Source organism: Paracoccus sp. (in: a-proteobacteria), assembly GCF_039808215.1.
Lineage (GTDB): Bacteria > Pseudomonadota > Alphaproteobacteria > Rhodobacterales > Rhodobacteraceae > Paracoccus.
Window position 1 is genome coordinate 1 of the sequence record NZ_JBDHSP010000005.1, and the last position, 15,842, is coordinate 15,842.

Below are 15,842 nucleotides of genomic sequence, written 5' to 3' on the forward strand. Positions count from 1 at the left end.
CTTCATGCTGGATCGTCCTTTTCATCGGTCGATCCACCTTATGCCCCTGTCTCAGAAACCGGCACCTCCTCTCTCAGCATAACCACGAAAGCCGCCTGATCATGCCCTCAGGCCATCCAGGAATTTACACCACCTTGACGGACGTGACCCGAGCGCTTGGCCGAGGCAGGCATCGACAACTCGGTCGGCAGCGTCGGGGACAGTTTTGATCGAGCCATGGTCCGCCATCGGTCCGAGGACCATGGCGAGGGCCCTGGCGGAAAGCATCATCCATTCCGGGGCTTACGCGGCCCCACTGGGGCCACGGTCCCCTTCATATGTTCAAGACCGAGGTCATCAAGTTCCTCGGTCCCTGGAAATCCGTTGGCCAGGTCGAGTGGGAAACCCTGAACCGAAGGTCCGCGTAGCGAAATGGGTTGACTGGTATAACAATGCCCGCCTGCACAGCGCCATCGGTTATGTCACGCCAATCGAAGCAGAGGAGGCCTTCTACGAAACCTTGAATGCTGCCCAAAAGGCAGCCTAATCATTGAACCAGAAACTCTCCGGTAAACCCGGGGCGGTTCAAAATGCCCTGAACGTGAGCCTGCCTCGGATCACCGCCACGAGCGCCTTCTTGGCCGTGCGGCGCGGCTCGAGGAAGCTCGGCAGATAGCTGCCCTTGCGCAGCTTCGGGAACTCCAGCGCGATCCTGCCCGCCCGGGTGTCCCGCCGACGTATCCGTCGACCGCTCGCGATAGCCGTTGCGCTGCACCTCGCGCAGGGGCGAGCGTGCCCCCTTTGCCGCGCCGGTCCGGGCCTCGACTTCCAATTCCATGATCCGCTCGGCCGCGAAGGCCAGCATCTCGCACACGAGATCGCCATCGGCCCGCTTCCCAACCAGTTCGATCAGCGCCATTCTATCGCCGTTCATCGTCATCTCCGTTCAGGTTGCAGGTCTCACAACCCGAACCTGCTTCGAAGATCGACGATGGCCGCCAGCGTCGCGCCCGCCCGCGCGGCTTGCGCTACGCCGGGGGCTCCGCGCGCGGCCTCCTACACCATCACCCGGGACACGGCCCGGGTTGCGGCGGAAATTTCCCTTGCTAAGCTGCGCTGGTGTTCACCTCAGCTGAAAGGATCCGACCATGGCCGAGAGCTGGCTTCCCACCCTCAGGACCGCAACCCCGCAGGAAGGGTTCGAACTGGCCACCAAGCTGGCCCGCCTCGGCGTCAAGGCGACGCAGCCCTCGGCCGAGATCCGCGGCAAGCTGCGCGCCGCCTATGAGCAGGACAGCGAGCAGCTGATCGCCTCGTCGCAGGTGATCGCCACGCATTTCCAGACCGTCGCCGCCGCCAACAACTACTGGCGCGACTAGACCACGACGCCGCGCGGGCGGCACGGCCGCATGAGTATTTGAGGAACGAAGAAGCGGGTTCAGTCGCCCAGACCCACCAGGGCGCGGGCAAAGTCGCGGGCGTCGAACGCGTCCAGATCGTCGATCTGTTCGCCGACGCCGATGGCGTGGATCGGCAGGCCGAAACGGTCGGCCAGCGCCACCAGCACCCCGCCGCGCGCCGTGCCGTCGAGCTTGGTCATCACCAGCCCCGAGACATCGGCCAGCTTGCGAAAGGTCTCGACCTGCGACAGCGCGTTCTGGCCGGTGGTCGCGTCCAGCACCAAAAGCGTGTTGTGCGGCGCCGAGGGGTCCTTCTTGCGAATGACGCGCACGATCTTGGCCAGTTCCTCCATCAGGTCCTGGCGGTTCTGCAGCCGGCCGGCGGTGTCGATCATCAGCAGGTCCGCCCCCTCGGCCTCGGCGCGGGTCATGGCGTCGAAGGCAAGGCTTGCCGGGTCGCTGCCCTCGGGCGCGGTCATCACCGGCACGCCGGCGCGGCTCCCCCAGACCTGCAGCTGTTCGACCGCGGCGGCGCGGAAAGTGTCGCCGGCGGCGATGACCACATTCTTGCCGGCGGCCTTGAACTGGCTGGCCAGCTTGCCGATGGTCGTGGTCTTGCCCGAGCCGTTCACGCCCACCACCAGCACCACCTGCGGGCGCCTGGGATAGATCGGCAGCGGCCTGGCCACCGGGGTCATGATGCGGGCGACCTCATCGGCCAGCAGTTCCTTGAGCTCGCTTGCCGAGACGCGCCGGCCGAGGCGGCCCTCGGCGATATTGGCGGTGACGCGCAGCGCGGTCTCGACCCCCATGTCCGACTGGATGAGCATTTCCTCAAGCTCCTCCAGCATGTCGTCGTCAAGTTCGCGCCGGGGCTCGGCGCTTTCGGTGCCGCGGCCGAACAGCCGGCCCAGCATGCCCGGACGGGCCTCGGAGGCCGGAACTGGGGCCGGCGCGGGCTCGAGCGGGGCGGGTGTCGGTGCCGGTGTTTCCTCGGCCGCGCCCTCAGACACGATGTCATCCAGCCCCGCGCCGATCTTCGACGAGGACCGCGTCAGACGATCGCGCAGTTTCGAAAAAAACGACATGCACCCATCCCTCAACCTGTCGCGCAGAACCTAGGCAATCTGCCCGAAAAGGAAAAGGGCGCCCTGAAACGGCCGCCCCGTTCTTTCTTGCTTGAAGATCCCGGGGTGTCGGGCAGCGCCCCACGAAACCTTGGGATCAGGCCTTGCCCAGATAGATGTCGACCAGCTTTTGCAGCATCGCCAGCGCATCCTCGCGCGAGCGCTGGAAGCTGTTGCGGCCGATGATCGAGCCGTTGCCGCCGCCGTCACGGATGGCGCGCGCGTCGTCATAGACCGCTTCCGACCCCTTGGCCGCGCCGCCCGAGAAGACGACGATGCGCCGGCCGTTGAAGGCCGACTGCATGCAATGCGCGACGCGCTTTGCCTGGGTCGAGATGTCGATCTTCTTGTCCTCGTAGACCTTCTTGGCCTCGGCCAGCATCAGATGGTCGGTCGAGAGCTTGATCTTGATGACATGTGCGCCGATCAGGGCCGCGATCTGCGCGGCATAGGCGGCGATGTCGATGGCGGTCTCGCCGTCCTTGGTGATCGCCTCGCCGCGCGGATAGGACCAGACCACGGTCGCCACGCCCTTGGCGGCGGCTTCCTTGCGCATCTCGACGATCTCTTCGATCATGTCGAGCGCCATGTCCGAACCCGGATAGATGGTGAAGCCGATGGCCGAGCAGCCCAGCCGCAGCGCGTCATCCACCGATGCTGTGATCGCCTGGTTCTTGCCCGCGGTGTTCGACATCAGCGAATTGGCCGAGTTCACCTTGAGGATGGTCGGGATCTGGCCGGCAAAGGTATCGGCGCCCGCCTCGATCATGCCCAGCGGCGCGGCATAGGCGTTCAGCCCGGCGTCGATCGCCAGCTGGTAGTGATAATGCGGATCATAGCCCGCGGCATTCGGGGCAAAGCTGCGCGCCGGACCGTGTTCAAAGCCCTGGTCCACGGGCAGGATGATCATCTTGCCGGTGCCGGCCAGCTTGCCGGTCATCAGCATGCGCGCCAGCTGGGCTTTCACGCCGGGCGTCTCGCCCTCGTAATTGGCGAGGATCTTGCGAACGGTATCGGTCATCTGCATCGAGGGCTCCATGTCTGCTGGCGCGTTGCTTAGCAGACCCTATGACAAGGGCAATCGGGATTGCGCTAACGGGAACCCGCCGGCGCCCTGGCACGTTGACCCGGCATCATCCAGGGAGGCGTTGCCATGGCAAACGAAGATCCCGCCACCATCCATGAACAGGTCCGCCAGAACCGCCCGTTCTTTGTCGTTCTGGGGCTGGCCGTGGTGGCGGCCATCGCCGGATTCCTTGTCGTGCTGTCGCTCGACACCGAAAAGACCGATATCGAGCGCAACCCGCCGCCGGCCCCGCCCGCAGCGGTGCAGCCGGCCCAGACCGGCTGAACGCGCCTCAGCGCTTGCGCAGCGCCGCGACGCCGGGCAGTTCCTTGCCCTCCATCCATTCGAGGAAGGCGCCGCCGGCGGTCGAGATGAAGGTGAAATCGCCCGCGACCCCGGCGCGGTTCAGCGCCGAGACCGTGTCGCCGCCACCCGCGACCGAGATCAGCCCGCCGGCGCGCGTCAGCCGCGCCGCCTCTTGCGCGGCGGCATTGGTCGCGGCGTCGAAGGGCGCGATCTCGAAGGCGCCCAAGGGGCCGTTCCAGATCAGCGTCCGGCAGCTCTCGAAGACCTTGTGGATCGCCGCCACGGTCTGCGGCCCGGCGTCGAGGATCATCGCATCACCGGGGCAGGCATTGGCCGGCACGGTCTCGGCCGCGGCGCCGGCCCTGAATTCGCGCGCCACCACGACATCGGCCGGCAGATGGATCTGGCAGCCCGCCTTGCCGGCGCGGGCAAGGATGCTGCGCGCGGTCTCGGCCATGTCGCGCTCGGCCAGCGAGGTGCCGACCTCGACCCCTTCGGCCACGAGAAAGGTATTGGCCATGCCGCCGCCGATCACCAGGTGGTCCACCTTCTCGATCAGGTTGCCCAGCAGATCGAGCTTGGTCGAGACCTTGGCGCCGCCGACCACCGCGACCACCGGGCGCTGCGGCGTGCCAAGCGCCGCGTCCAGCGCGTTCAGCTCGGCCTCCATCAGCCGGCCGGCGGCGGCGGGCAGCAGCCGGGCGATGCCCTCGGTCGAGGCATGCGCGCGATGCGCCGCCGAGAAGGCGTCATTCACATAGACCTGGCCCAGCGCCGCCAGCGAGGCGGCGAATGTGGCGTCATTCGTCTCCTCTCCGGCATAGAAGCGGGTGTTTTCCAGCAGCAGCACATCGCCCGGCACCAGATCGGCCACGGCGCGCTTGGCCGGGCCGCCGATGGCCTCATCGGCGAATTTCACCGGCTGGCCCAGGGCGGCGGAAAGGGCGGGCAGCACGATCTTCAGGCTCATGCCATCGACGCGCTTGCCCTTGGGGCGGTCGAAATGCGCCAGCAGCACCGGGATGCCGCCGCGGCCCTGGATGTCCTTGACGGTCGGCACGATCTTGTCGATGCGGGTGGCGTCGCTGACCTGACCGTTTTCGACCGGCACGTTCACGTCCACGCGGACCAGAACAACCTTGCCCGCAAGATCGAGGTCGTCGATCGTGTTGAAATCCGCCATGTCGCATCCTTTCCTGTTGGGCTCACGCAGCCGTGTGCGGTGTTTCCCGCATGATTACATTCCCGTCAACCTGTGCCGGCAAACCCGCCCCGGACAAGCGCGACGTTGTGCGGCGGTCGCGAAATGCGTAAGGCTGTGGCCGAAACACTGGAGAGGAGGCCCCGATGGCCGAGATCAAGGACCCCGAGAACACTGTCATCATCGAGCTGAAGGACGGCCCGGTGGTGATCGAACTGCTGCCCGATGTCGCGCCCAAACATGCCGAGCGCATGAAGGAACTGGCCCGCGCCGGCAAATACGACAACGTGGCCTTCCACCGGGTGATCGAGGGCTTCATGGCCCAGACCGGCGATGTGGAACACGCCAACATGGAAAACAACTACAACCCCGGCCGCGCCGGCACGGGCGGGTCGGACCTGCCGGACCTGCCGGCGGAATTCTCGCGACTGCCGCATGACCGCGGCACGCTGGGCGCGGCGCGGTCGATGAACCCGAACAGCGCCAACAGCCAGTTCTTCATCAACTTCAAGGACAATCATTTCCTGAACGGGCAATATACCGTCTATGGCAGGGTGATCTCGGGCATGGAGGCGGTGGACGCGATCGCCCGCGGCGAGCCGCCGGCGAACCCGGACCGGATGATCTCGGTGAAGGTGGCGGCCGATGTCCAGTAAAGCCCTGATCCCCGTGCTGCTGCTGGCCGCCGGCGCCGCCCAGGCCGAGGGGCTGGCAGGCGTCACCGACGGACCGGGGCCGAATCTGGTGATCGAGGTCGCCGACGCCAAGGGCGCCGCCAAGGGCAAGATCGTCCTGGACCTTTACGCCGACAAGGCGCCCAAACATGTCGAGCGCCTGGTGGCGCTGGCCCAGGACGGCGCCTATGACGGGGTGGTGTTTCACCGCGTCATCGACGGCTTCATGGCCCAGACCGGCGACGTGCAATTCGGCAAGCAGGGCGGCGATACCGCGCGCGCCGGCATGGGCGGTTCGGACCTGCCCGACCTGAAGGCCGAGTTCAACGACGTGAGCTTTCAGCGCGGCACCGTCGGCATGGCGCGTTCGCAGGACCCCGACAGCGCCAACAGCCAGTTCTTCATCGACCTCGCCCCGGCCGAGTTCCTTGACGGCAACTACACCGTGGTGGGCCAGCTGGTCGACGGCTGGGACGTGCTGAACGCGATCAAGAAGGGCGATCCCGCCGCCAATGGCGCGGTGATCGATCCCGACTACATGCTGAAGGTGACGGTGGCCAAGTAGGCCGCGCCGCTGCGTGACCGCAGGGCACCGCGCGCCGCCGCGGGGCCCTTGCGTGCCGCGACGAGGCTTTCCAAGCCATGCCGCGGACGCTAAGACGGCCGGGCTTGCAAGAGGCCCGCCATGTCGCAAAACCAGACGACCATCGCCCCGCAACCCGGCATCATGGAGATCGCGCCCTATGTCGGCGGCGCCTCCAGCGTCGCGGGCATCGAGAACGCCGTGAAGCTTTCCTCGAACGAAAACCCCTTCGGCCCCTCGGACCGGGCGCGCGAGGCGGTGATCCGCGCCAGCCATGCCCTGCACCGCTATCCCAATACCGACCACGCCAGCCTGCGCGCCGCCATCGGCGAGGTGCACGGGCTGGACCCCGAACGCATCATCTGCGGCGTCGGCTCGGACGAGATCATCCATTTCCTGTGCCAGGCCTATGCCGGGCCGGGGACCGAGGTGCTGTTCACCGAACACGGCTTTCTGATGTATCGCATCTCGGCCCATGCCGCCGGCGCTGCGCCGGTGCAGGTGGCCGAGCGCGAGCGGGTGACCGACATCGACGCGCTGATCGCCGGGGCGAGCCCCGCGACGCGGCTGGTGTTTCTGGCCAATCCCAACAACCCGACCGGCACGATGATCGGCCTGCCCGAGATCGAGCGCCTGGCGCGCGCCGTGCCGCAGGCGCTGGTGGTGGTCGATGCCGCCTATGCCGAATATGTCGAGGGCTATGACGGCGGCGCAGAACTGGCGACGCGCCTGCCCAATGTGTTCATGACCCGGACGTTTTCCAAGATCTACGGCCTTGGCGGGCTGCGGGTCGGCTGGGGCTATGGCGCATCCGGGGTCATCGGCGTGCTCAACCGCATCCGCGGCCCGTTCAACCTGTCCACCGCCGCGCTCGAGGCTGCCGAGGCCGCGGTGCGCGACCGCGACCATGTCGCCCGCTGTCAGGCCGAGAACGCCCGCATGCGCGCCTGGCTGGCCGAGGCGCTGGCGGAACGGGGCGTGCCCTCGGACACGTCTTGCGCCAATTTCATCCTGGCGCGCCTGGCCGATGCCGAGACCGCCGCGGCCTGCGACGCCCATCTGCAGGCGCAGGGGCTGATCGTGCGCCGCGTCGCCGGCTATGGCCTGCCGCAATGCCTGCGCATCACCATTGGCGACGAGGCCTCGTGCCGGCGCGTCGCCCATGCCATCGGCCGCTTCATGACCGACCGCGCGGAGGCCAGCTGATGGCCGTGATCTATGAGCGCGTGGCGCTGATCGGGCTGGGGCTGATCGCGGGCTCGATGTCGCTCGCCATGCGCGAGGCCGGGCTGGCGGGCGAGGTGGTGGGCCATGCCCGCAGCCCCGAGACCCGCGCCACCGCGCGCGAGATCGGCCTCGTTGGCCGCGTCACCGAGACCGCGGCCGAGGCGGTCGCCGGCGCCGATCTGGTGGTGCTGGCGGTGCCGGTGGGCGCCATGGGCGCTGTCGCGGCCGAGATCGCCCCGCATCTGATGCCCGGGGCCACCGTGACCGACGTGGGCTCGGTCAAGCAGGCGGTGATCGCGGCGGTGGCGCCGCATGTCCCGGCGGGGGTGCATTTCATCCCCGGCCATCCGCTGGCCGGCACCGAACATTCCGGGCCGCGCTCGGGCTTTGCGGCGCTGTTTCGCAACCGCTGGTGGCTTCTGACCCCCCCCGAGGGCGGGGACGAGGCGGCGGTGGCGCGGCTCGCCGGGCTGGTGCGCGCCATGGGCGCCAATGTCGAGCAGATGGATGCCGCACATCACGACATGGTGCTGGCGGTGACCAGCCACACGCCGCATCTGATCGCCTATACGATGGTGGGGGTGGCCGATCACCTCAAGCGGGTGACGGAAAGCGAGATCATCAAGTATTCCGCCGCCGGCTTTCGCGACTTTACCCGCATCGCCGCATCCGATCCGACGATGTGGCGCGACGTGTTCCTGCAGAACAAGGAAGCGGTGCTCGACATCCTCGGCCGCTTTACCGAAGAGCTTTTCGTGCTGCAGCGCGCCATCCGCATGGGCGACGGGCCGCATCTGCACGATTATTTCACCCGCACCCGCGCCATCCGCCGCGGCATCATCGAGGCCGGCCAGGACACGGCGGCGCCCGATTTCGGCCGCGGCGCCGGCGCGGCGGAACCGGCGAAGCCCGCCTAGCGCGGGAACATCGGCGCCGCCCCCAGCGGCAGCGGCCCAAGGCTGGCCCGACCCTCGGCAAAGCTCAGCGGCAGGCGCAGCTCGCCCGGGGCAGGGGCGCGAAAGCGCATGCGCGCCGAGACGATGGGCATGGAAGAGATGCTTTCCATCATGTTGCCGGCAAAGCTGACCATGCCCGGCGGGATCAGCCCCGAATTGGCGGCAAGCGCCAGCAGTTGCCGCGAATCCGGCGAGTAGAGCGCGATCTGCCCCTCGAGCCGGCCCTGGGCATCGGGCTGCAGCCAGCCGCTGGCGCGCAGGCGCAGCCCGCCCAGGGTCAGTTCGCTGTCGTCGATGCGCAGCCCCGCAAGCAGCGGGCGGTCACCGTCCTGCCCCATGGCCGCGGGCGGGCGGTCCAGCCAGGCACGGCCGCTCGCGGCCAGGTCCAGAAGCCCCGGCAGGCGCAGCCCGGGCGCCAGCGCGTTCAGGTCCAGCGCGGTCAGGGCGATGTCCAGATCATAGGCGGAACCAGCACCGGCCGGCGCGTCCCCGCCCGGCGCGGCGGCAGTCGCATCTGCGCGCAGCCCCGCGGCCAGCGGCGCGCCGTCCAGCGTCAGCGGGCCCGCGAGCAGATGCGCCGAGGCGACCTCCAGCCCCTGCAGCGGCCGCAGGCGCAGCCGCGCCCCGGCATCCTCAAGCCCCAGCGCCATGGCCCTGCCGCGCAGTTCCAGCCCGGCCTGCGGCGGCAGTGCCAGCCGCATCTCGGTCGGGTGGCGCGGCGAGACCCAGAGCGTCGCCTGCGGCAACCTCAGTCCCAGGTCCTGCCCCTGCCAGCGCAGGTCGTCGATGCGGGCGCCAAAGCGGCGCGGATCGCGCAGCGGCGTGATGGCGGCGGCCTGCAGCGCCGGCTCGTCCCCGACGCCGCCGCGCAGCCCGCGCACCAGCAGGCTTTCCGCGCCCAGCCACAGTCCCGAAAGGACCAGCAGGGGCAGGATCAGCAGCAGAAACAGGCGGCGCATGGATTTCCTCCGGCATTGGCGGCTTGGCCTCGGCGCAAGCCTGCCCTAAGTCTGGGCCGTCGGAAAGTGGCAAGCGCCGCGGAGGAAGGCGATGGAGGACGCGCCGCAGCATTGGGTCTTTGCCTATGGCTCGCTGATGTGGGACCCGGGATTTGCCGTGGCCGAGACGGTCGGCGCCCGGCTGCAGGGCTATGCCCGCAGCTTTTGCCTGCGCTCGGTGGTCTATCGCGGCACGCGCGCGGCGCCGGGGCTGGTGCTGGGGCTGGACGCGCGGGCGGGGGCGCATTGCGACGGGCTGGCGCTGCGCGTGGCCGCGCCCGACTGGGCGGCGGTGCTGGCCGGGCTGCGCGCGCGTGAACTGACCACCAATGCCTATGCCGAATGTGCGCTGCCGCTGCGGCTGCGCGACGGGCGCGGGGTCAGCGCGCTGGCCTATGTCATCCGCCACGACCATGACCAGTATGCCGGCGGCATCGGCGCCGATGACCAGGCCCGCATCATCGCCAGCGCCCGCGGCGAGCGCGGCGCCAATGCCGAATATCTGTTCAACACCGCCCGGCATCTGGCGCAGATCGGCGTCGAGGACCGGGCCATCGCCGAACTGGTGCGCCGCGTCCAGGCCCTGATGCCGCGGCCCTGATGCGGCGGACGGCTTGGCAGCCACGGGCCGAGGCCCTAAGGTCGGGCCGCAGACGCAGGCAAGCGGAGGTGCTGATTGTCCCGGCCAGAAGACGAAACGCCAAAAGACGATACGCCAGAAGACGAAACGCCCGGTGACCCGCCCGCCCTGACCGGCAGCCACAGGGGTCGCGCCGCAAGGCTGGCGGCGACGCGCGGCCCTTCCGCCGCCGGCAGCGGGCCGGCGCAGCCGCAGTTCTCGCAGCCGGTGCGCCAGATCCTGTTCATGCTGGTGGTGCTGGCGCTGGTCGTCGCGGGGGCATGGTTCGCCTATGGCCGCATCCTGTCGATCTTTGCCTCGAACGAATGGCTGAACGGGCTGATCCTTGCGGTCTTTGTCATGGGCGTGCTGGGCTGTTTCTGGCAGCTGGCGGAACTGGTGAAATCGGTCAGCTGGATCGAGCGTTTCGCCGCCCGCCGCCGCCATGCCGCCGAACACGCCAGCGCCGAGGTGGCAACCGACGACGCGCCGCGGCTCTTGGCGCCCCTGGCGGCGCTTCTGGGCCAGCGCGGGCCGGCGGGCGGGGCGATCTCGACGGAATCCTCGCGCTCGATCCTCGAATCGGTGGCGACGCGCATCGACGAGGCGCGCGACATCACCCGCTATCTGGCCAACCTGCTGATCTTTCTGGGGCTTCTGGGCACGTTCTATGGGCTGGCGACCACGGTGCCGGCGGTGGTCGACACCATCCGCGCGCTCTCGCCCAAGGATGGCGAGACCGGGATCGAGGTGTTCAACAAGCTGATGACCGGGCTGGAATCGCAGTTGGGCGGCATGGCAACGGCGTTTTCCAGCTCGCTTCTGGGGCTGGCGGGCTCGCTGGTGGTGGGGCTTTTGGAACTGTTCGTGACCCATGGCCAGAACCGCTTCTACCGCGAGCTTGAGGAATGGATGTCGGGCTTTACCCGCATCGGCCTGGGCGGCGCCGAGGGCCCGGGCCTGGGCGAGGCGGCGCTGGCGGGATTTGCCGAGCGCATCGAGGCGCAGATGGCGGGGCTGCAGGAATTCTACACCCGCCGCGACATCCTGCGCGACGAGGAGGCCTCGGCCGCGGACCGGCGCGCCCTGGCGCTGGCGCGCGGGGTCGAGGATCTGGCCGGGCTTCTGGGCGCGGACCGCGACCGGCTGGGCGCCACGCTTGAGGCCGAGCGCGGTGCCAGTGCCGCGGCGCTGGCGTCCCTGCAGGCGGCGCTGGCGGATCTCTCGGCGCCGCGCCACGACCCCGGGCTGGCCGCGACCTTGCAGCAGCTGGCCGAGGGACAGGAGCGCCTGATCGCGCTTGCCGCCGCGCCGCGGCCCGAGGCCGCCGCGGGGCTCATGCGCGGGCTGGACCGGCTGGCCGACGGGCAGGCGCGGCTGGTCGAACTGGCCGAGGGCCGGCCCGGGGCCCAGGACGACCCCGAGGCGCGCATGCGGCTGCGCTCGATCGACGTGCAGCTTGGGCGGCTGCTTGAGGAGGCGGCCAGCGGCCGCGACGGGCTGGTGGCGGAACTGCGCGCCGACATGGCGGCGCTGACCCGCGCCATCCGCAGCCTGGAGCGCGGCGATGGGGCTTAGCCGCGGCACCGGCAACCGCTTTTCCGCCACGATCTGGCCGGGATTCGTCGATGCGATGACCGCGCTGCTGATGGTGATGATGTTCGTGCTGACCATCTTCCTGCTGGTGCAGTCGGTGCTGCGCGACCAGATCACCACCCAGGACAGCGAGCTGGACCAGCTGGGCGCGAGGGTGGCCGAGCTCAGCACCGCGCTGTCCACCGCGAAGGACCGCGGCGCGGCGCTGGAAGGCGATCTTGGCACCCTGCGCGAGCGGCTGCGTCTGTCGCAGCAGGCGCTGGCCGGCGCCCGCACCGAGGTCGATGCCCAGGCCGAGGCCGCGCGCCTTGCCGCCGCCCGGCGCGAGGCGCTGGAGGCGCTGCTGGCCGATCTGCGCCGGCGCGATGCCGACCGCCAGAGCCGGCTGGACGCGGCCGAGGCGGCGCGGCTGACCGATGCCGCGGCCGCCGAGGCGCTGCGGGCGCGGCTGGCGCGCTCGGACGCGGAACTGGATGCGGCGACGCTGCAACTCGAGGCGCAGCGCAAGAAGGCCGAAGAGACCCTGACCCTGCTGGCCGCGGCCGAGGCCGCGCGCCAGGACCTTGGCGAAAGAACCGCGAGCGAGGCCGAGAAACAGGCCGGGCTTCTGGCGCTGGCGCAGCAGAAACTTTCGCAACAAGAGGCGCTTTCGGCCGAGGACCAGCGCCGGGTCGCGGCGCTGAACCAGCAGGTCGCGCGGCTGAACGAACAGCTTGGCAGCCTGCGCGCGGTGCTGGATGCCACCGGCGCCGCCGGCAAGGCCGCCGATCTGCGCGCCGAGGATCTGGGCCGGCAGCTGAACCTGGCGCTGCTGCGCGCCACCGAGGCCGAGCGCAAGCAGCGCGGCCTTGAGGAAGCGGCGCGCCGCAAGGCCGAGGCCGAGGCCCGCGACCTGGCGCGATACCGCTCGGAGTTCTTCGGGCGCATGTCGCAGATCCTTGCCGGTCGGCAAGGCGTGCGGGTGGTGGGCGACCGATTCGCGCTCTCCTCTGAGGTGCTGTTCGGGCCGGGCGACGCCACGCTGTCGCCCGAGGGACGGGCCGAGCTGGCCAATGTCGCCGGCATGCTGGAACAGGTTGCGACCGAGATCCCGCCCGAGATCGACTGGATCATCCGCGTCGACGGCCATACCGACAGCCAGCCGTTGTCGGGGCAGGGGCGCTATCGCGACAACTGGGAGCTGAGCCAGGCGCGGGCGCTGGCGGTGGTGCGCTATATGGTCGAGGATCTGGGCTTTCCGGCCAGCCGGCTGGTGCCCGCGGGCTTTGCCGACACCCGGCCGGTGGCCCTGGGCGACACGCCCGGGGCGCGGGCGCAGAACCGCCGCATCGAGCTGAAGCTGACCGAGCGCTGATCTCAGCCGCGGGGGTCGACCAGGGTGTATTCGTCGGGAAAGCGGTTCAGATAGCGCGTCATCGCCCCGGCGGCGCGCCATTGGCGAAACAGCGCGCTGCGCACCGCTGCGGCCTGCGGCCAGTGGCGCTGGCTGGCCTCGGGGACCACCGGGTGGTCGGGAAAATGCCGGGTCAGGGTCTCGGCAAAGGCGGCGCGCATGCGCATCGGCACCACGCCGCGCGATTTGGCCAGCCAGGGCTTGCGCGAGCCGATGAAGTGGATCAGGCAGGGATCGGCCATGCTGGTCAGATGCGCCGAGGCACTGGTGAACTGCCAGTTCCACAGCGGGCTGATCTCGGCCCAGTCGCCCCTGAGCGCGATGTTGAGCAGCGACTGGTCCATGCTGGACAGCGCCGCCGGGTGGCGGCGGGCGATCCGCGCCGCCTGCGCCGGCAGGTCCGCGGCCAGGAAGGCGGCGGTGTCGATCATCACCACGCCGGCGTTGAAATAGGGCTGCGCCGGCTCGCGCAGGGTCCTGTATTCCTGCACCCGGCGCAGCGGGCTGCGCCATTGCCGGTTGTCGCGCACCGCCGCCACCGCCCGACCCAGCATGTCGGCGCGCATGAGCCGCGCCGGATCGCCGCGCAGAAACAGGATGTCGGCGTCGATCACCAGGATGCGGCGGTAATGCCTGGCGAGCGCCTGGCCGAGAAACAGCGCCATGTAGGTCGCCAGCGAACGGCGCGCGTCCAGCGGCAGCGCGTCCAGCAGCGCCGCGTCGCGGGCCGCGACATGGCTGATGCCGGCCTCTTGCAGCGCGGCGGGAAGGGGGACGGGCTCGGGACCGGCGATCAGCACGTCATGGTCGCGTCCCGGCTGCGCTGCCAGCGCCAGCGCCGGCGTCGCGGCATATGGCAGATAGCGGCCGTCCGCGGCGACAAGCACCGCCAGGTCGGAACGGGGCTGAAAGCCCGGGCTGAACATCGGGGCGGCGCCCATCGGTCGGTCCTTTCGCGGCATCCTGGCGCGTCTCTTACGCCAGGGCGGCGCGGGCTTTCAACGCGGATCGCCGGGACGGCCCGCGAAATCGGCGCGGCCGGGACCGGGAAAGGGGCAGCGGCCTGGCCATCACGGGGGCCAGGATGGGGGTCAGGACGGGGGTCAGGACGGGGGTCAGCCTTCCTGCGGCGGCGGCGGCGTCTCGCGTGGGGGGCGGCCGATGATTTCGCGCAGCGCGTCCAGTTCGATGAAATTGTCGGCCTGGCGGCGCAATTCATCGGCGATCATCGGCGGCTGGCTGCGCATGGTCGAGACCACCGAGACCCGCACCGCCTGGCGCTGCAGCGCCTCGACCAGCGGCCGGAAGTCGCCGTCGCCGGAAAACAGCACCGCGTGGTCGAGGCGCGGCGCCAGTTCCATGGCGTTGATCACCAGTTCGACATCCATGTTGCCCTTGACCTTGCGCCGGCCCATGCCGTCGGTGTATTCCCGTGCCGGCTTGGTCACCATGGTGAAGCCGTTGTAGTTCAGCCAGTCGACCAGGGGGCGGATCGGAGAATAATCCTCGTTTTCCAGCAGCGCCGTATAGTAATAGGCGCGGACCAGCTTGCCGCGGCGCTCGAACTCCTGGCGCAGCAGCTTGTAGTCTATGTCGAAGCCCAGCGACTTGGCCGCGGCATACAGATTCGACCCGTCGATGAACAAAGCCAGCCGGTCGTCCTTGTAAAACACGATACCCCCCAATATGACCGAAAACGAATGTGCGAATGCGAACTTAGCCCTGGTCGCGCTGGGTGCAAACCTGCCTAGTTCGGCAGGTATCCCTTTGGACAGTCTGCGCCTTGCCCTGCGGCGCATGCAAGAAATTCCCGGCTTGCGCCTTGCCGCCGTCAGCCGGTTCTGGCACACGCCGGCCCATCCCCCGGGCTCGGGACCCGAGTTCCTGAATGCCGCCGTGCGGCTGCAGTGCCGGCTGCCGGCGGCGGAAGTGCTGGCCCAGCTGCACCGCATCGAGGCGGAACTGGGCCGCAGCCGCGACGGCGCGCGCTGGCAGGCGCGGGTGCTGGATCTTGACCTGCTGGCGCTGGGCGATCAGGTCTGGCCCGACGCCGCGACCCAGGACCGCTGGCGTGCCCTGCCGCCCGAGGCCCAGGCGCGGCAGGCGCCCCCGGGCCTGATCCTGCCGCATCCGCGCCTGCAGGATCGCGGCTTCGTGCTGGCGCCCCTGGCCGAGGTGGCGCCGCTCTGGCGGCACCCGCGCCTTGGCCTGAGCGTGGCCGAGATGCTGCGCGCGCTGCCGCCGGCGGCGCTGGCCGGCATGCGCCCGGCAAGCGCTTGACATTCCCGCGCCAGGCGGTCAAATATCCGGCTTCGCCCTGCTACCCCGATTCCAGCCGATAAGGTGACCGATGGCCCGCGTGACAGTCGAAGATTGCGTCGACAAGGTTCCGAACCGTTTTGACCTGGTGATGCTGGCCGCCCATCGCGCGCGAGAGATCGCTTCGGGCAGCCCGCTGACCATCGACCGCGATAACGACAAGAACCCCGTCGTGGCGCTGCGCGAGATCGCCGACGAGACGCAGCCGGTGGACGACCTGCGCGAGCGGATGATCGAATCCAGCCAGACCCAGATCGAGGTCGACGAGCCCGAAGAGGACGCGGTGGCGCTGCTTCTGGGCGCCGAGATCGACCGTCCGAAACCCGCCGACGAGGAATCGGAAGAGCGCATGCTGCGCATGATGATGGAAGCGCAAGGCAGGAACTGAGCACAGGGTC

The 15,842-nt window shown here is 69.4% G+C and carries 17 protein-coding genes and 2 pseudogenes; 12 read left to right on the forward strand and 7 right to left on the reverse strand.

Features of this window, described 5'->3' with window-relative positions; translation table 11 throughout:
• Positions 1–150: 150 nt before the first annotated feature.
• Positions 151–526, forward strand: a pseudogene (locus WMK75_RS03025) (integrase core domain-containing protein); the annotation flags it as partial.
• A 42-nt stretch (positions 527–568) separates the two neighbouring features.
• On the opposite strand, the pseudogene WMK75_RS03030 reads toward WMK75_RS03025, so the two are convergent.
• A pseudogene (locus WMK75_RS03030) lies at positions 569–913 on the reverse strand (transposase); the annotation flags it as partial.
• 214 nt (positions 914–1,127) lie between these two features.
• On the opposite strand from WMK75_RS03030, the gene WMK75_RS03035 reads away from it, so the two are divergent.
• Positions 1,128–1,358, forward strand: a complete 231-nt coding sequence (locus WMK75_RS03035; protein ID WP_347266179.1) for a hexameric tyrosine-coordinated heme protein — start codon at positions 1,128–1,130, stop codon at positions 1,356–1,358.
• A 59-nt stretch (positions 1,359–1,417) separates the two neighbouring features.
• Here WMK75_RS03035 and ftsY read toward each other — a convergent pair whose 3' ends face one another.
• Both ftsY and WMK75_RS03045 read right to left on the reverse strand, forming a co-directional pair.
• On the reverse strand, positions 1,418–2,467 hold the full coding sequence (ftsY, locus tag WMK75_RS03040) for a signal recognition particle-docking protein FtsY (RefSeq protein ID WP_347266180.1): 1,050 nt from the start codon (positions 2,465–2,467) through the stop codon (positions 1,418–1,420).
• Between the two features lie 136 nt (positions 2,468–2,603).
• Positions 2,604–3,533, reverse strand: coding sequence for a class I fructose-bisphosphate aldolase (locus WMK75_RS03045; protein ID WP_347266181.1), 930 nt, complete (start codon positions 3,531–3,533; stop codon positions 2,604–2,606).
• A 126-nt stretch (positions 3,534–3,659) separates the two neighbouring features.
• Here WMK75_RS03045 and WMK75_RS03050 point away from each other — a divergent pair, with 126 nt between their 5' ends.
• The gene (locus tag WMK75_RS03050; protein WP_347266182.1) at positions 3,660–3,857 is read left to right on the forward strand and encodes a hypothetical protein; all 198 of its coding nucleotides are present in this window, start codon (positions 3,660–3,662) and stop codon (positions 3,855–3,857) included.
• Positions 3,858–3,864: 7 nt separating this feature from the next.
• Here the strand turns inward: WMK75_RS03050 and WMK75_RS03055 are convergent, their stop codons facing one another.
• Positions 3,865–5,061, reverse strand: coding sequence for a phosphoglycerate kinase (locus WMK75_RS03055; RefSeq protein ID WP_347266183.1), 1,197 nt, complete (start codon positions 5,059–5,061; stop codon positions 3,865–3,867).
• 164 nt (positions 5,062–5,225) lie between these two features.
• Here WMK75_RS03055 and WMK75_RS03060 point away from each other — a divergent pair, with 164 nt between their 5' ends.
• From WMK75_RS03060 to WMK75_RS03075, 4 genes are all read left to right on the forward strand, one after another.
• Positions 5,226–5,735 carry a peptidylprolyl isomerase gene (locus WMK75_RS03060; protein WP_347266184.1) on the forward strand — a complete coding sequence of 170 codons (510 nt, stop codon included), beginning with the start codon at positions 5,226–5,228 and terminating at the stop codon, positions 5,733–5,735.
• Positions 5,725–6,318: a peptidylprolyl isomerase gene (locus WMK75_RS03065; protein WP_347266185.1), complete on the forward strand. Its 594-nt coding sequence runs from the start codon at positions 5,725–5,727 to the stop codon at positions 6,316–6,318. The genes WMK75_RS03060 and WMK75_RS03065 overlap by 11 nt, the downstream gene beginning before the upstream one ends.
• A 120-nt stretch (positions 6,319–6,438) precedes the next feature.
• Positions 6,439–7,542 carry a histidinol-phosphate transaminase gene (hisC, locus tag WMK75_RS03070; RefSeq protein ID WP_347266186.1) on the forward strand — a complete coding sequence of 368 codons (1,104 nt, stop codon included), beginning with the start codon at positions 6,439–6,441 and terminating at the stop codon, positions 7,540–7,542.
• Positions 7,542–8,480 carry a prephenate/arogenate dehydrogenase family protein gene (locus WMK75_RS03075; protein WP_347266187.1) on the forward strand — a complete coding sequence of 313 codons (939 nt, stop codon included), beginning with the start codon at positions 7,542–7,544 and terminating at the stop codon, positions 8,478–8,480. Before hisC ends, WMK75_RS03075 begins: the two co-directional genes overlap by 1 nt.
• On the opposite strand, the gene WMK75_RS03080 is transcribed toward WMK75_RS03075, so the two are convergent.
• A complete protein-coding gene (locus WMK75_RS03080) occupies positions 8,477–9,478 on the reverse strand; it encodes a DUF2125 domain-containing protein (protein ID WP_347266188.1) in 1,002 nt (333 codons plus the stop codon). The two genes, WMK75_RS03075 and WMK75_RS03080, sit on opposite strands and share 4 nt — an antisense overlap.
• 91 nt (positions 9,479–9,569) lie before the next feature.
• On the opposite strand from WMK75_RS03080, the gene WMK75_RS03085 reads away from it, so the two are divergent.
• From WMK75_RS03085 to WMK75_RS03095, 3 genes are all read left to right on the forward strand, one after another.
• On the forward strand, positions 9,570–10,118 hold the full coding sequence (locus WMK75_RS03085; protein ID WP_347266189.1) for a gamma-glutamylcyclotransferase: 549 nt from the start codon (positions 9,570–9,572) through the stop codon (positions 10,116–10,118).
• Positions 10,119–10,382: 264 nt separating this feature from the next.
• Positions 10,383–11,714, forward strand: a complete 1,332-nt coding sequence (locus WMK75_RS03090; RefSeq protein ID WP_347266302.1) for a hypothetical protein — start codon at positions 10,383–10,385, stop codon at positions 11,712–11,714.
• Entirely contained in the window at positions 11,704–13,086 is a 1,383-nt protein-coding gene (locus WMK75_RS03095) for a peptidoglycan -binding protein (protein WP_347266190.1), read from the forward strand. Before WMK75_RS03090 ends, WMK75_RS03095 begins: the two co-directional genes overlap by 11 nt.
• A 2-nt stretch (positions 13,087–13,088) precedes the next feature.
• Here the strand turns inward: WMK75_RS03095 and WMK75_RS03100 are convergent, their stop codons facing one another.
• The gene (locus tag WMK75_RS03100) at positions 13,089–14,066 is read right to left on the reverse strand and encodes a glycosyltransferase (protein ID WP_347266191.1); all 978 of its coding nucleotides are present in this window, start codon (positions 14,064–14,066) and stop codon (positions 13,089–13,091) included.
• A gap of 174 nt (positions 14,067–14,240) precedes the next feature.
• Positions 14,241–14,798, reverse strand: a complete 558-nt coding sequence (locus WMK75_RS03105; protein ID WP_347266192.1) for an NYN domain-containing protein — start codon at positions 14,796–14,798, stop codon at positions 14,241–14,243.
• Positions 14,799–14,811: 13 nt separating this feature from the next.
• On the opposite strand from WMK75_RS03105, the gene folK reads away from it, so the two are divergent.
• Together folK and rpoZ are read left to right on the forward strand one after the other, a co-directional pair.
• On the forward strand, positions 14,812–15,405 hold the full coding sequence (gene folK / locus WMK75_RS03110; protein WP_347266193.1) for a 2-amino-4-hydroxy-6-hydroxymethyldihydropteridine diphosphokinase: 594 nt from the start codon (positions 14,812–14,814) through the stop codon (positions 15,403–15,405).
• A 70-nt stretch (positions 15,406–15,475) separates the two neighbouring features.
• Positions 15,476–15,832: a DNA-directed RNA polymerase subunit omega gene (gene rpoZ / locus WMK75_RS03115; protein WP_347266194.1), complete on the forward strand. Its 357-nt coding sequence runs from the start codon at positions 15,476–15,478 to the stop codon at positions 15,830–15,832.
• Positions 15,833–15,842 lie beyond the last annotated feature (10 nt).